The sequence below is a fragment of the Chryseobacterium sp. 'Rf worker isolate 10' genome (genome assembly GCF_050753305.1).
GTDB lineage: Bacteria > Bacteroidota > Bacteroidia > Flavobacteriales > Weeksellaceae > Chryseobacterium.
Genome location: NZ_JBOZOF010000001.1, coordinates 1,174,733 through 1,190,848, shown reverse-complemented (window position 1 = coordinate 1,190,848; position 16,116 = coordinate 1,174,733). Strand labels below are relative to the sequence as shown.

The window sequence follows — 16,116 nt, the reverse complement described above, 5'->3', positions numbered from 1 at the left end:
ACATGCAAAAATAAGCATGATAAACCACAAAGAGCTTAAAAAAAGCTGTTTTTTGTCACTTTGGCCTCGGTTTTGCTTATTTTGAAACATTCTTAATAAGCCCAGAAACATTAGGAAAAATTCAATTTCTAATTCTGAAAAAATATAGATTTATAAAAACTATTCCAGCGATTGAACTCTTCTATTTACAAACCAAATAAAATCCTATAAAATCCTGATTTATAAGTATAAATAGAAATTCAAAAATCAATTCATTTACCCCATTAAAAGTTTTTTTCTGATTTTACTTAAAAATTCATGGGTAATTCCCAGATAGGACGCTACCTGTTGTTGGGTAATTCTCTGTTCCAATCCAGGATACTTTTCCAGAAATTCAAGATATCGTTTATCTGCCGTTTTGCCTGTTAAGGAAAGAATTCTTCTTTGCAATGCTACAGAAGACTTTTGATTCATTATTCTAAAAAGTTTTTCTATCTGCGGCATTGTTTCGTAAAGATGCTCTTTATCTTTTTTATGAATCATCAATACTTCACTGTCTTCAAGGGCTTCAATATTCAGAATGCTCGGAACATTATTGATAAGACTGTCTATATCCGTAATCCACCAGCCTTCAACTGCAAAATATAAAGTCTGTTCAAATCCGCTTTCGTTAAGATAATAAATTTTGAAACAGCCACTCAGAACAAACCCTTCAAAAAGACAATGATCTCCTTCTTTGAGAACCACCTCTTTCTTTTTAAATACTTTGAGTTCAAAAGGCTTTACAAACTGTTTAAAATCCTCCTCTGAAAGATTGATGTATTGGCTGATATTTCTAAAAAGTAAATCGGACATGGGTTTGTTTAAGCAAAATAAAGGTATCAAAATTATTGACACCTTTGCAGAATTAAGTTATGTTAAGTTATTTCTGTATTTAAGCAATAGACCTCTGGTTTTATGTTGGGTAAACGCAAAGACGCAAAAATTTATCATACATTTTATTTATTTCAAGACACAAGAACATTTCGACTTCGCTCAATGTGAGATTTTCAGCAAGATGAACTGTTTTAAATTTTATCGGAGATAAAATCTTTGCGCCTTTGCTCATCCAAAAAAAAACTCGCTTTTTAAATCTATTTACTTAAAAACTCATTTGTATTTATTATACCAGCATAAAGATTTCCAAGAGCAGATATTCCTGCCAAAAAGGACTTTTGTACATCTGCTGCTTTTATGACTTCCCCATTCAATTCACGGTTTCGGGTTGCGGTAGCATCTCCGATAATGGTATTATGAAAACCGAAATCGAAAGCCGCTCTGGTAGTTGCTTCTACACAAACATCAGTCATCATTCCTGTAATTACAAGGTTTTTGATTTTCTTTGATTCCAGATAGCTCAAAAGACCAGTTTCTCTAAAGCTGTTGGGAAAATGTTTTGTAATTATTTTCTCACCTTCTCTCGGTGAAACTAAACGGCTAATTTTAGCTCCATCTGTATCCGGAAGGAAAAAAGTGGCACCTTCGTTCGTAGAAATATGCTGGATATGAATGACAGGAAGATTATTTTTCCTGAAATATTCTAAGACTTTTCTTGTATTTTCTCCAGCTTGTTCAGCTTTTTCCAGTGTCATTTTCCCTCCCGGAAAATAATCATTCTGTACATCGATAATTAATAATGCTGTGTTTTCCATTTTTTGTTTTTGTTGTGCGTTCATTCTAATCAGTGAAATAAATACCAGACCTAAGGTCAGAATTGTTTTAAAAATATTTTCCATATGTAAAGTTTTACAGGACAAAATTAGAAAGACTTCAAATCCTGACCTTTGAACTAGTTCAAAAAACGCGGCTGACATATTATAACATCAACTAAATTTTAAATATTATTATTTTTTTTCATTTATATGGATTTAAATAAGAAATTTTATTATCTTTTTTTGAGAATTATAAATAATAATTGGTTAACTATAATGTAACGGTATCAGATTTGGATAACCAAAATGAACGCATTATTTTATTTCATAATTGCTAAAAATATTTTTTAATCAAATTTTAAATAATCGTTGTAAAAAGCGGGATTTCCAAAAAGTTTTTTGGAGAAAAAAGATTCTTTTAGTGTTGAAAAAACATTAAATTTGTGACATTGATATTATGGACAAAAAGACACAAAAAAAACAGACTGAAATGCCTGAAAAAGGCAGAATTTTATCTAAGCCACGTATTTTTTCCGGGCTTACTCTTATCCTTTTCTCGGCTGTTCTTGCACTCTCATTCATTTCTTATTTAATGAACTGGAAAGCAGACCAAAGCCAGGCAGGAACCATGCTGGACAAGACTATAAAATCTTCAAATATCTTTGGTAAGGTAGGTGATTGGCTGGGAAATATTTTCATTTTCGAAAGTATTGGCATTGCCTCATTTATTATTGCATTTTTATTTCTGGTAGTCGGTACGCTGATTCTTAAGAAAAAAATCTTCAAACCTTGGAAAACTATCGGACACTCTTTGTTTTTTATCTGCTGGCTCCCTATTTTTATGGGAGCACTTACTAAAGGACAAGGTGTTTTAGGAGGAGTTTACGGATATCAGATTATGGATTACCTTAACTCTATTATTGGAGCAGTAGGTTTATGGACCGTTTTAGCGGCAAGTATACTTTTATATTTTATTCTTGAATTTAATCTTCGTCCAAGTTCCATCAAATCAAAACTAGACAAGATCAATGAAAATACAATTGGTAAAGTAAAATCCATGATGCCTGATTCTAATGATGATTTCGAGGCAGATGAAGAATTGAAAGAAGAAGCAGAGGAAGAAACGGAATCCCGAGTTACCGTAAGTGAAGTTTCCAACACGACTTCTAATAATCCTATCAACACAATAAAAGAACCAGAACCTGTAAGTGTTCCGAAAGGATTTCCTGAAGTTCCGGTTTCTACCGATATTGAAACGATTACCACTCCTAATCACACTTCTTTTGAAATAGAACCGAGAGAGGTATCTCAACCAGTAAGTTTAAACCTTTCTTCAAAACCAACTGTTCCGGTTTCAAGTCCTGAAGAAGCATTTGACATCAGACCATCCGTGCCGTCTCCGGCTGTAACAACTGCTCCGGCACAGGAAAACATTAAATTTAATGTAGAGGTAGCTCCGGTAATTGATGTTTTGGATGATTCTGATAAAAAATCTCAGGAATTGGTAGAAAAGCACGGTCTGTATGATCACAAGCTTGATCTGGCTAACTTCCAGATGCCGCCTGTAGAATTGTTGAAAGATTATGGAAGTGAAGAAATATCTATCAACAAGGAAGAATTAGAAGAAAATAAAAATAAGATTGTCGGACTTCTGAAGAATTTCAATGTAGGAATTGCAGAGATCAAAGCAACCATTGGTCCAACAGTAACATTATATGAAATTGTTCCGGAAGCGGGAATTCGAGTAGCTGCCATTAAAAAACTACAGGATGATATTGCATTGAACCTTTCTGCTTTAGGAATCAGGATCATTGCTCCGATGCCAGGAAAAGGAACAATCGGTATTGAAGTACCAAGAAAAAATCCTACCATGGTTTCTATGCGTTCTGTAATTGCTTCTCAGAAATTCCAGAATACAGATATGGATCTTCCGGTAGTTTTCGGAAAGACCATTTCCAATGAAATATTTATGGCTGACCTTTCAAAAATGCCTCACTTGCTGATGGCAGGGGCCACTGGTCAGGGTAAATCTGTAGGGATCAATGCTATCCTTACTTCCCTACTCTACAAGAAGCATCCAAGCGAACTGAAATTTGTAATGGTTGACCCTAAAAAAGTGGAACTTTCATTATATTCAAAAATCGAAAGACATTATTTAGCAAAACTGCCGGATGCAGAAGAAGCGATCATTACAGATACCAATAAAGTAATCAATACGCTGAACTCTCTTTGTATTGAAATGGATACCCGATATGATCTTCTTAAAAATGCATTCTGTAAAAACTTAAAAGAATACAATAAGAAATTTGCTGAAAGAAAATTAAATCCTGAAAACGGACACCGTTTCTTACCTTATATCGTATTGGTAGTAGACGAGTTTGCAGATTTGATCATGACCGCCGGAAAAGAAGTTGAATTACCTATCGCCAGACTTGCCCAGCTTGCCAGAGCCGTAGGTATTCACCTAATCGTAGCAACACAGAGACCATCTGTAAACGTAATTACAGGGATGATTAAAGCCAACTTCCCTGCAAGAGCAGCCTTCAGAGTAATCTCAAGTGTAGACTCCAGAACCATCCTTGACTCTCCGGGAGCTGATCAGCTGATTGGTAAAGGAGATATGCTTTATTTCAACGGAAATGAAATCTTAAGACTTCAGTGTGCTTTCGTAGATACTCCGGAAGTGGAAAGATTGGCAGAGTTTATCGGAGAACAGAAAGGATATGCTTCCGCATTCTTACTTCCTGAATTTGTTTCTGAAGATTCTACAAGTACTGTAGGTGCTTTTGATCCGAATGAGAAAGACGCTTTATTTGAAGAAGCTGCAAGAATCATTGTTTCAACACAACAGGGTTCTACATCCATGCTTCAGCGACAGTTGAAACTGGGGTACAACAGAGCTGGAAGAATTATGGACCAGCTGGAAGCAAGTGGCATTGTAGGAGGTTTCAACGGAGCTAAAGCAAGAGAAGTCATCATCAGTGACCTTCATTCTTTGGAACAGTTTTTGGAAGATCTGCGTAGTTAAAGGGAAATTCGAATGATTGAACCTTTCAAAATTGAAAATGTCTAAAGATTATTAAATAAAAAAATGAAAAATATTATTTCAAAAGTTATATTAGGAAGTTTTGTTGTAAGTGCAGTAGGTATGGCAAATGCTCAGAAGATTGATGCTAAAGCTAAAAAGATATTGGATGATATTACAGCCAACTACAATTCTAAAAAGAATTCTTACTTCAAATTTTCTTTTGGAAGCGGCCTGAACGGACAGGTTACGAAAACAGAACCAGGGATTTATTATGTTGCCGGAGAGAAATACAAACTAAAGATCATGGATACAGAACAGATCTTCGACGGAAACAAAATTTACAATATCAACGCTGATGATATGGAAGTAACGATTGCTAAACCCAATGGAAGCAGCACCATGTTCTCCCCTATCAACTATCTTACGACTTATAGAAACGATTACAACGTAACGTATAACGGTAAGAAAATGGTAAACGGCGTGAATGCTGATTTTATTAAGCTTACTCCCGTAAAGGCAAACGGAATACAGTTTGTGTACATTTTTGTAGATTCTGCGAAAAAGCAGATGGTGAAACTGGAACAGCACGGAAACAACAAAGATGTTGCTGTAATTGCCATTAAAGAATACAAAGAAAACCAGGAACTGGATCCAAATATGTTTGTTTTTGACAAGAATAAGTTTAAAAACTACGTAATTACAGAACTTTAAAAAGCTGAAAGTGAATTCGCAACTCAACAAATTCACCTTTTAAGTTAAAAAAATAACAAAATATAAAAAGCCACAAGTAAACTTTGTGGCTTTTTGATTAATTTTGGCGCATGTTAAAAATACTAGACCGATATATCATAAAAACCTTCTTTGGACCGTTTTTCTTTATATTCAGCGTATTGTTTTTCATTTTTATTGTAAACATTATCTGGGTTCAGTTAGGACAGTTTATGGGAAAAGGATTAAGCTACTGGCAGATCCTCAAACTTCTTTTTTACCTTGGGGTAAATGTTATCAGTATGGTTCTCCCGCTTACGATTCTCCTTGCGAGCATCATGTCATTCGGGGAATTTGGAGAACGTTACGAGCTTGCAGCAATGAAGGCGGCAGGGATTCCTTTGACCAGAGTCATGACTCCTCTCTTGGGAATTTCAACGGCACTTGCCATCATGTTGTTTTTCTTTTCCAATAATATTATTCCGGATTTTCAGAAGAAAGCCAAAAATATGCTTTTCAATATTGCCCAGACAAAGCCGGCTATCAACTTTACTCCGGGTCAGTTTATCGACCAGATTCCGGGTTATATGGTGAAGTTTGACAAGATATATGGTGAAAACGGAGAAAATATTGAAGGCGTTTTTGTACATAAAAAAGCCAATGCTTACGAAAATCAGCAATCTGTAGTAGCAGAAAAAGGAAAATTTGTTCCGGCAGTGAATAAGAATTTCCTGAAACTCGTACTGTATAACGGATACGTATTTGAAGATGCTTTTGCAGGGAAAGGTGATAATGTAAGACAAAAACAACCTGACCAGGCCATTAAATTTGACACATTGGTTTCCCATTTCGATATCAGTGAAATCATTAACAAAGCTATCGAAAAAGAACAGATCACGGATGACTACCGTTTCCAGACGTATAACCAGCTTAACGAAACGGTCAGCAAAAGTAAAAAAGATAATAAACAGTTCTTTGATAATATAGGATCGGAAGTTCTTAATCAGACCAATTCCGTTGTTAGTTATATGGACAAGGGTAACAAGCATAAAGTAGCTGCTAAAACCCAGATAAAACTGGATACGGTAAAAGGCGACAAAAAACTGGAAATTATTTACAATTCCTACAACAGGCTAGACAACCTGAAATCTACTTTAGATTCTAAAAAGAATGAATACAGCTCCAATGTAAAATATTTCAGCAAAGTAGTGATCTACCAGCAGAGAATCATAGCTTATTCGGTGACATGTATTATCTTCTTCCTGATTGGAGCAAGCTTAGGTTCTATCATCAGAAAAGGAGGAATGGGATTGCCTGTAATCATTGCCATTGTTATCTTCATTGTCTTTTATGTAATGAATGTAGGGGTAGAAAACCTTTCATGGAGCGGGAAAATGAACCCATATCTTGCAGCATGGCTTCCTAACCTTATCCTACTTCCGTTTGGAGTCTGGATGACCTATAAAGCCCTTACGGATTCACAATTATTTGATGCTGAAAAATACAAAGCATTATTCAAACCGATTACCAAAAGATTTTCAAAAAGTAAAGAACATCAGAGATATCAATAATTCTGATTTTAAAATAAAAAACAAAAAGCTCCGGAGAAATTCGGAGCTTTTTTGTAGATTAAAGTAAAATATTTTGTTTTATACTATTTTGGATTTAAAAAAATTATATTTGCTGAAATTTAAAACAAAACCATGAAGAAATTACTACTTATTAGCCTGTTTGGTCTTCTTTCTCTGAATATCTACGCTCAGGATCAGGATGACAACGGAACTTACAATGGCGAAAAATACGGCTATATTATTGAAAAATCCGGAAAGAAAATTGAAGGTGTCGTACAATTGCACGGAGGATATTCCAGTCCATGGCAAAATCAGTTAAAGGTAAAATTTGCAGCCATTGCAGATATTGACAAAGTAAAGAACAGGATTAAATTCAAAACCTACGACACAGATGACATTAAAGAATATATGCTGTATCAGGGTGATACTCCAAGAATCTTTAAATCTGTAAAATATTCGAACATGAGAGAAGCTTTAAACAGTTCTGAAAGCTCCACAGGACTAGCGGCAGGCTTTAAGGCAATCAATAATCTTTCAAGAACAGATCAGTTCGCAGAGGTAGTGGTAGAGGGTAAAGTAACCGTTTATAAACTGTATGGTTATCCTACAGCGCTTTCAGCCAACAGCACACAGGCTATTTCTCAGGCGGAAACAGACCGATTGAGAGAAAACCCGAATTATATTTTTTCTAAAAAAGGTGGAAAGGTAGAAGAACTAACTCCTGCCAAAGCGAAAATTATCCTTGCAGACTGTCCTTATGTAAAAGGAAAAATTGCAAAAGGAGAATACGGATCACTAAAAAATGAAGAAAAGAAAAGATCCGGTTTTGGGAAATTTATCCGCGATGAAATAAGCAATGCCACAGTAGATAAGCTTTCAATCATCAATGAAGTGATCTATGATTACAATGAGAACTGTAAATAAAAAACACAAAAGAGGCTTCCAACGGAAACCTCTTTTGTGTTTTTAGTATTGAAAATTTCAATTTTTTATTTATTATTATAAGCTTAAAACTTATACACAAAAGCATTAATATTCATGCCTGCACCTACTGAAGCAAATAAAACCACATCATTTTTCTCAATCTTATGATGTTCCAGTTCATCCTTTAAAATCATCGTAAGCAAAGACGGAATAGTTGCCACACTACTGTTCCCCAGTTTATGAATAACCATAGGCATTATATTTTCAGGAACCGGCATATCATACAGCTGATAAAACCTGCTGACAATGGCTTCATCCATTTTTTCATTAGCCTGATGAATGATAATTTTATTCAATTGACTAATGGAATATCCGCTGTTATCCAGACATCTCTTCATGGCATCAGGAACATTTACCAGAGCAAATTCGTATATTTTTCTGCCATCCATTTTGATATATCTTGTATCCTGACACCCTTCATTGTTATAGGACTTTCCAAAATACAGATAATCTTTTTCCTCAAATGTATAAGAAGCTGATAAATGAGACTTAATTCCGGAATCATCCTCATTATTCACCTCCAAAACCGCTGCTCCTGCTCCATCGGCATAGATCATACTGTCCCTGTCATGAATATCCACTACACGGGAAAGCGTTTCTCCACCAATCACCAAACATCGCTTTGCAATACCTGATTTAATAAATGCATTAGCCTGTATCACTCCTTCAATCCATCCGGGACATCCGAAAAGAACATCATAGGCAACACAGAAATTATTTTTGATCCCTAATAAATGTTTTACTCTGGCAGCAAGACTGGGTACCGCATCAGACTGAACTGTCCCAAACCGGACATCCCCGAAATTATGCGCAAATATAATATAGTCTAATGTTTCCGGATCTATTCCCGCATCTTCAATGGCTGCACGGGCTGCAATAAGCCCAAGATCTGAAGTAACCTCTGTACTGTGAGCATATCTCCTCTCTTCAATCCCTGTAATTTTTTTTAACTTATCTGTAATGGAAGCATTATCGTCCTTCAATAATACACCTTGTTCATTAAGAAAAATATGTTTATCAAAAAATAGATTGGTTATTGTTTCCGACGGGATGTAGTTACCTACACCAATAATTTTAGTCATCGCTTTAGCATTTTGATTTCCAGATCATTATATAATAAATCGGAATAATTTTGTAAATATAACGATTAAAAGCTAATAATCAGTATTTCTTTTTATGCAAAGAATACAGATCATCACTGATAAAAATGCAACAATCTATCATTCAATAACTTTAATTTTCAATAAAAAAACAAAAAATATACTGCAAAAAAAATATCCACACTGTTCCCTCAGTTTTTGTGGGAATATTTTACCATATAAAGTTGAATTAAATAAAACCTCCTGCGGCTAACAAGAGGTCCAATGAAGACAACAGAATCTGTAAAGCTTCCGGCTTCATTGTTCTAAAAATTAAAAAAAATAATTTAATATATTGAAAATGTGCTCCTTGCTCATTTCGTTTAAAGGTACACTATTAAAAATGGATAATACTATAAAGGTTATATTTGTTTGAAAAACACAATCTTCCGTAGAAAGCATTCTCTTTTATGCTCTCTGCAAGACAATCTTCACAACTTATCTTAAGCCACAAAAAAAAAGAGGCTTCCATCGGAAACCTCTTTTCTATTTTTAAAAACTGAAAATTACACTTTCATAATTTCAGCCTCTTTTGTCTTAAGGTGCTCATCACAAAGCTTCACATATTTATCTGTATAAGTCTGGATTTCTTCTTCCACTCCTTTTACAACATCTTCAGAAACTCCGTCTAGCTTTTTAAGTTCTTTCAAACCGTCCTGTCTTGCGTTTCTTACCGTTACTTTAGTGCTCTCTGCTTCTACTTTAGCCTGCTTTGCAAGCTCTCTTCTTCTTTCCTCTGTCAAAGGCGGAACATTAAGGATGATGTTTTCCCCATTGTTAGAAGGTGCAAAACCTAAGTTTGAGTTGATGATTGCTTTTTCAATTGCATTGATAGCAGTTCTGTCCCAAGGTTGAATAGAGATGGTCATTGCATCCGGAACAGAAACATTCGCAACCTGATTGATAGGAGTTGGAGCTCCATAGTATTCAACCATTACATCCTGAACCATTGCCGTAGAAGCACGTCCTGCTCTAATTCTTTGAAATGCATGATCCAAATGCTTTACAGCGGCATCCATGTCTTGTTTTACAGATTCTAATATAAGATCTAATTCTTCCATTATTATATTAAAGTTTGATAAATTACACATCTATTAATCACTTTGAATATCAATTAGTTAAAATCCAACAAACACTGTAAATATCAGCGTTTTTTTGCTGTTTTAAACTATTTTCTACTATTCAGTGGTGCAAAAATAATGATTGTTTTCGAATAATAGGTATTTCCACAGATGGATTTTGTGTACTTGGCTTGCTTTGAGGAAAAGATGATTGTTTTAATGTATTCATTTATCCTGAAATGAAAAGCTTCAGGTATAAATACCTATCCTCTATTTTGGTCATTTCTACTTACGAACATCTCATTTTTAATACCTTATTTTACCTTATTCTATTGAACCCAACTATTTATCTGCCACATGACATCTTTTTTAATTTGATTATAAAATAAAATGATAATGTTAAAAGCAGAAGGTCTTGCAAAAGACAATTTCATGAAAACATAACTAGTACTCATTTTTAAACTAATTTTAAACCAATCACATTATGACAAATCCATCTTTAGACGCCTATCAACAAGTTTTTGGTATGGCAGGTCTTGCAAACCGCGCCGGAGGCTACAACGGTTTTGGTATCCAACTACAGCAGCAGCTTCAGTATGATTTATCTTTTTATTTTAACAATGTTCCTCCCGTTAAGATAATGGATCAGAAGACACCTTCAACAGCCGATCCTTCAGTTCTGCCGATATTAGGAAGCTGGGATCTTGTCTGGGGTCCTGCCCTGATTGAAGAAAAAAATGAAAAAGGAGTTCCTACCGATGTTGCAGATAATGCTTTATATGTCGTGAAGTCCAATGCTGTCGCATTTCCGGGAGGTCCTACATTACCTACTTATGTCGTGGCTATTGCAGCAACTAATCCTTCTTCACTTTACGATTGGGAAACTGAAGATTTCTCAGTTTCAGAAGTCGTAAACTGGACAACTTATAACCCTTCCAATTTTGCTCCATCAGCTTATAATGGAACTGACCCCTATATTTCAAAAGGGACTGCCACCGGTATAAGTATCCTTCTAGGACTTACCAGCCCCGATAATGCAGCTTCTCCCAATACGACTCTACAGCAGTTTCTTGCAAGCTTAAATCCGGAACCGGGTACAGCCATTGTATTTTGCGGACACAGTCTTGCTGGGGCATTATCTCCTACTCTAGCTCTTTATCTTAAAGAAAATAAGGATCTAAATGCTTTTGGGGTAACGCTTGTATATCCTACCGCCGGACCAACACCTGGTGAGGCAGCATTTGCCAATCTTTTCAACAGTAAATTTCCACCGTTGCCTCCAGGATGGCAGCAGCAAACAGGTACTTACCAAAGCTGGAATACGATGCACTGGAATGATCTGGATGTTGTGCCTCATGCATGGCCGGTATCAGAACTGGGGAAAATAGCAACCATATATGGCCAGGCTCCTACAAATATGACAGCTTCCATATTGAAAGCTTTACAAACGATGGCGATCACTGATTCTTCAAATTCAGGAGCCAGTTATACAAGAATACAGAACCAATCACTTCCGGGCCAGCTCCAACACTCAAGTGGCTCATCGATCAGTATCAAAACACCTCCTGACACTTTGCAAGATTATATGCTTCAGTTATCAGTACAACATGTGGGGATGTATAATGGTATTCCTGCGGCAGGACCTAATCCACAAGTAACTGGTCTTATTTTACCACAGCCATTACCCAAACCAGACGTCATAAAGTTGGTACCAGGAGTAACTGCTGTCACCGAATTTGAGATGATTATGAAAATAATAAGTCAGATCATTGGGTGGATTTCTTCCAATTATATTTTGGTTGAAAAGGAAAACATCACACAAAATGCTAGTGCGGATAAATAATTACGATTAATGTTAAAACAAAAACACCTGTAACAGCAAATACTGTAACAGGTGTTTTGTATATTTTTTAGTTGTAAAATGATTATAAATTAACCAATGTACCTACATTTTCTCCGTCTACAATTTTTTCCAAATTCCCATCTTTATTCATATCGAATACAATGATTGGCAATTTGTTTTCGTGGCTTAAAGTAAATGCTGTCATATCCATTACTTTAAGGTTTTTCTCAAATACTTCATCGAAAGATAATGAGTTGTATTTCACAGCATCAGCGTTCTTTTCAGGATCACTGTCGTAGATTCCGTCTACTCTTGTTCCTTTTAGGATCACATCAGCTCCGATTTCGATTGCTCTTAATGTAGCTGCTGTATCTGTAGTAAAATAAGGGTTTCCTGTACCAGCTCCGAAGATTACGACTCTCCCTTTTTCAAGGTGTCTTACCGCTCTTCTTTTGATGAAAGGTTCAGCCACTTTATCCATTTCGATAGCAGACTGAAGTCTTGTTTTGATTCCTGCATCTTCCAATGCTCCCTGTAAAGCCATACCATTGATGACAGTGGCAAGCATTCCCATATAATCACCCTGCACTCTGTCCATACCTTTTGCAGCTCCTGCTACACCACGGAAGATATTTCCTCCTCCAATCACGATCGCTACTTCACAGCCTTTTTCAACTACTTTTTTGATCTCAGATGCATATTCCTGCAGTCTTTCAGTATCAATACCGTATTGTCTGTTTCCCATTAAGGCCTCACCGCTTAGTTTCAGAAGGATTCTTTTATATTTCATCTTTTATTTTTAGTAACTTTTTATTAGTAAGGGTTTCCCCAGAATTTGATTTTGCAAATATAATCATTAATGATATTGATAAAAGAAAAATATTTAAATAGAAATAATGTAAGAAATATTTTGAAAAGTACGAAAAAGGATTATTTTTGCATTAATTATAAATTGAGTTGAAGAAAATTATCATTTTTTCATTATTTCTATCAGGAATTGTTTCTTATGCGCAAACAGGAACAAATGTTTATCCGTTCTTAAATGTACCTGTATCTGCAAGACAGGCTGCTTTGGGTGGAGATGCAATTTCGGTAAGAGATTATGATGTTTCCTTTGCTATTGCAAACCCTGCCCTTTTAAATAGAGATTCTGACAAACAGCTTTCCGTAAACGCGACAGCTTATCTTGCTGACTCGAAATACGGAACTATTGCTTATGCCAAAGACTTTGAGAATGGCCATATGGCTACCATCAATGCAAGGTATATGAGCTATGGGAGTATTCCGAGAACGGATGAAAGCGGTTTTGAAAACGGAGAATTCAAAGCTTCGGATGTGGCCATTGGCGCAGGCTATGCCTACCAGTTTGAAGAAGACTGGACGATTGGTGGAGGACTTAATTTCATTACCTCAAAAATTGATAACTATACCTCTTCCGCTATCTCAGGAACGGCGGGGGTTACCTATCATAATAAAAAAAATAAAGAAGTAGTTTCTCTTGTGATGAGGAACTTTGGATTCCAGTTGAAATCTTTCAATGGAACAAGAGAAAATCTTCCTTTCAGAATAGATTTGGGATATACCAAAATAATTAAGAACTTCCCTCTTGCTATTACTATTACAGCACACGACCTTCAGAAGTTTGATATCTCTTCAGAAGAGAATCTGGACGGGCAAAAAGTAGGTGCCGGCAGGAAAATTGCAGACCACTTTTCTTTGGGAGCAGAATTGTTTCCGGAAAAGAATTTCAATATCAGACTGGGATATAATGTGAAAAGAGGAAATGAACTGGCTGTTGCAGATCAGAGAAACTTCTCAGGACTTTCTGCAGGATTTGGAGTTAAAGTTTCCAGATTCCGTATTGATTATGCTCATGTAAGATATCACAACTCTTCGAATGTCAATCAGATAGGAATTTCTATGGATCTTTCCAGCCACCGAGGAGAATAATATTTCCGGCTGAAATTTCTTAATTATTCCGAAAATTTCATACTTCCTCTTGATTTTTAAGAAAAAATCTTGAAATTTGCAGTATGAAAAAACCTGTAATTGCTATTGATGGGTACTCGTCTACCGGAAAAAGTTCTATCTCTAAAATCATTGCTGATCAACTGGGACTTATTCATATGGATACAGGAGCTCTTTACAGAGGAGTTACCTGGTATGCGTTGCAGCATTGCCTGAACACAAATGGCGAGATTGATCTGAATACTTTATTCTCCTCTTTAGACCAGATCAAACTTGAATTTAAAAACAACGAAGGAACACTTATTCTATTCCTTAATGACATCGATATCTCTAAAGAAATCCGTACCAATATAGTATCTGACAACGTAAGCCTTGTTGCCAAACAGAAAGAAGTAAGAGACTTCTTACTGCAGTCACAGCGCACTTTGGCAGAAAAAGGAGGCGTAATTATGGACGGACGTGACATTGGGACAGTAGTTCTGCCAAATGCGGACTATAAATTCTTTCTTACTGCCAGCATAGACGAAAGAACCAACAGAAGATTTCTGGAACTGAAAGGCCTGGGAATAGAAGCCGATAAAGAGCAGGTAAAGCAAAACCTTATAGAGCGTGACAAGATCGACAGCGAACGTGAAATAGCCCCATTGAAGCAGGCTGAGGACGCTATCGTTATTGATAATTCTGAATTAACCAAAGAAGAAACCATAGAACTTATTTTATCTCACATCGAAAAGATTTAACAATTTTTAATAGGCTTTAGGCCTCCTTTGGTATACAAATTGTAAGTTTTATTACTGTAAAAACTAATCTATTATTAATTATTAAAAAACTTAAAATGTCTAGAAAAGGAAATAATACAGCAGGTATATTGGCAGGACTTCTTGCAGGTGCTGCGGCAGGTGTAATCTTAGGAATGTTATACGCACCGGAAGAAGGTAAAGAAACCAGAAAAAAAATTAAAACTAAAGCAAATGATCTTAAAGATCGGGCTAAAAATAAATACGGAGAGGTTTCTGAAAAAGTAAAAGACCAGTATGGCAATATTTCTTCTACTTTCAAAGAAACTGCAAACAGCGTAGCCCATACTGTGAAAGACGGATATGATAAATACAAGGATCAGATTGTTTCTAAAACTGCAGATTTGGCAAAAGATGTAGAAGCGGAACTAAATGATCTTAAAAAATAAGTAATTTATCTTTTTTAAGTAAATTACAGAAAGGAACTTTTGTGCGAAAGTTCCTTTTTTGTAACTTTAAAAAAAAACAATGATAGAAACTATTAAAGAATACGCCTCCAAGAGAATAGATCTTCTGAAAATTGAAGCGACAGAAAAGTCGTCTCTCTCTGCCGGGCTCATTACTTACTTTGTAGTACTGCTTGTTGCTTTTGCTTTTTTTATTATCCTTTTCAATTTTGGAATCGCTTTTCTTATTGGAAAAGCACTGGATAATTATTCTTACGGATTCTTAATTGTTGCTGCATTTTATGCGCTGGTAATGGCGTTTGTAATTGCCTTCAAAAATAAGATTGTAAATACTGTTGCAGATCAGGTAATTAAATTTTTAAATCATTAAACTATGGGCAGAAAATACGAGAGCATAGAAGAATTAAGAAGAAAGAAAAAACTGCTTCAAGGTGAGATAAGTGATTTGGAGAACCTTCTTACCTTCAAAAACACGAAAGAAAGCCTAAGTGCTTTTACCAATGGCTTAAGTGACCAATACCTTCAGGAAAAGATAGATGAAGACGGTGATGAAAAAGTAGTGCTGAGAAAGGATGTCATTGCCAAACAGCTTACTTCTGAAGTAAAGGATTTACTGATCAGTAAAAATACAGCCGTAGGAATTGCAAGCTCTGCTTTTAAAGGCGGAAATATTACAGACAGTCTTGTAAAGCTAGGCGTTACTGCTATCGTAGGAAACTACGCCAAAAAGAATATGAAAAGCTCCAACTGGAAGAAAAAACTGATTGGTGCCGCATTGATCTATCTTGCTCCGATTGCATTGAAATATGTAAGAAAAAAGATGGAAGTATATCAGAAAAACAAAAGTGTTTCAAGTTTGGAACAATTGATATAGAAATAAGATATTAGAAACTAGGTGCTAGATACTATTCAGTAATATTTTACAATAATTCTAACCTCT

15 protein-coding genes are annotated in these 16,116 nt (G+C 35.6%); 10 read left to right on the top strand and 5 right to left on the bottom strand.

Features of this window, described 5'->3' with window-relative positions:
- Positions 1-255: 255 nt before the first annotated feature.
- Positions 256-834 carry a Crp/Fnr family transcriptional regulator gene (locus LKL37_RS05240; RefSeq protein ID WP_431609533.1) on the bottom strand — a complete coding sequence of 193 codons (579 nt, stop codon included), beginning with the start codon at positions 832-834 and terminating at the stop codon, positions 256-258.
- Positions 835-1,112: 278 nt separating this feature from the next.
- The gene (locus LKL37_RS05235; protein WP_431609532.1) at positions 1,113-1,754 is read right to left on the bottom strand and encodes a cysteine hydrolase family protein; all 642 of its coding nucleotides are present in this window, start codon (positions 1,752-1,754) and stop codon (positions 1,113-1,115) included.
- Between the two features lie 373 nt (positions 1,755-2,127).
- Between LKL37_RS05235 and LKL37_RS05230 the strand changes: the two genes are divergently transcribed.
- The 4 genes from LKL37_RS05230 (at position 2,128) to LKL37_RS05215 (ending at position 7,901) form a co-directional block, all read left to right on the top strand.
- Positions 2,128-4,698 carry a DNA translocase FtsK 4TM domain-containing protein gene (locus LKL37_RS05230; RefSeq protein WP_431609531.1) on the top strand — a complete coding sequence of 857 codons (2,571 nt, stop codon included), beginning with the start codon at positions 2,128-2,130 and terminating at the stop codon, positions 4,696-4,698.
- 63 nt (positions 4,699-4,761) lie between these two features.
- Positions 4,762-5,409 (top strand): LolA family protein, encoded by a 648-nt coding sequence (locus LKL37_RS05225; protein WP_431609530.1) that lies wholly within the window; start codon positions 4,762-4,764, stop codon positions 5,407-5,409.
- Between the two features lie 110 nt (positions 5,410-5,519).
- The gene (locus tag LKL37_RS05220; protein ID WP_431609529.1) at positions 5,520-6,977 is read left to right on the top strand and encodes an LptF/LptG family permease; all 1,458 of its coding nucleotides are present in this window, start codon (positions 5,520-5,522) and stop codon (positions 6,975-6,977) included.
- Positions 6,978-7,109: 132 nt separating this feature from the next.
- Complete coding sequence (locus tag LKL37_RS05215; RefSeq protein ID WP_431609528.1) at positions 7,110-7,901, top strand: hypothetical protein; 792 nt, start codon at positions 7,110-7,112, stop codon at positions 7,899-7,901.
- A gap of 83 nt (positions 7,902-7,984) precedes the next feature.
- Here the strand turns inward: LKL37_RS05215 and LKL37_RS05210 are convergent, their stop codons facing one another.
- A complete protein-coding gene (locus LKL37_RS05210; RefSeq protein ID WP_431609527.1) occupies positions 7,985-9,043 on the bottom strand; it encodes a 3-oxoacyl-ACP synthase III family protein in 1,059 nt (352 codons plus the stop codon).
- Positions 9,044-9,606: 563 nt separating this feature from the next.
- Entirely contained in the window at positions 9,607-10,161 is a 555-nt protein-coding gene (gene frr / locus LKL37_RS05205) for a ribosome recycling factor (RefSeq protein WP_431609526.1), read from the bottom strand.
- 484 nt (positions 10,162-10,645) lie between these two features.
- On the opposite strand from frr, the gene LKL37_RS05200 reads away from it, so the two are divergent.
- A complete protein-coding gene (locus LKL37_RS05200) occupies positions 10,646-12,004 on the top strand; it encodes a lipase family protein (RefSeq protein ID WP_431609525.1) in 1,359 nt (452 codons plus the stop codon).
- 82 nt (positions 12,005-12,086) lie between these two features.
- On the opposite strand, the gene pyrH is transcribed toward LKL37_RS05200, so the two are convergent.
- On the bottom strand, positions 12,087-12,794 hold the full coding sequence (pyrH, locus tag LKL37_RS05195) for a UMP kinase (protein WP_114822145.1): 708 nt from the start codon (positions 12,792-12,794) through the stop codon (positions 12,087-12,089).
- A 167-nt stretch (positions 12,795-12,961) separates the two neighbouring features.
- Between pyrH and porQ the strand changes: the two genes are divergently transcribed.
- The 5 genes from porQ to LKL37_RS05170 all read left to right on the top strand — a co-directional run bounded on the left by porQ (position 12,962) and on the right by LKL37_RS05170 (position 16,050).
- A complete protein-coding gene (gene porQ / locus LKL37_RS05190; protein ID WP_431609524.1) occupies positions 12,962-13,954 on the top strand; it encodes a type IX secretion system protein PorQ in 993 nt (330 codons plus the stop codon).
- 83 nt (positions 13,955-14,037) lie between these two features.
- Positions 14,038-14,712 (top strand): (d)CMP kinase, encoded by a 675-nt coding sequence (gene cmk / locus LKL37_RS05185; protein WP_431609523.1) that lies wholly within the window; start codon positions 14,038-14,040, stop codon positions 14,710-14,712.
- 95 nt (positions 14,713-14,807) lie between these two features.
- Entirely contained in the window at positions 14,808-15,158 is a 351-nt protein-coding gene (locus LKL37_RS05180) for a YtxH domain-containing protein (protein ID WP_431609522.1), read from the top strand.
- 79 nt (positions 15,159-15,237) lie between these two features.
- Positions 15,238-15,546, top strand: a complete 309-nt coding sequence (locus LKL37_RS05175) for a phage holin family protein (RefSeq protein ID WP_047496002.1) — start codon at positions 15,238-15,240, stop codon at positions 15,544-15,546.
- 3 nt (positions 15,547-15,549) lie between these two features.
- Positions 15,550-16,050, top strand: coding sequence for a phosphoribosyl-ATP pyrophosphatase (locus LKL37_RS05170; protein ID WP_431609521.1), 501 nt, complete (start codon positions 15,550-15,552; stop codon positions 16,048-16,050).
- Positions 16,051-16,116: the final 66 nt, after the last annotated feature.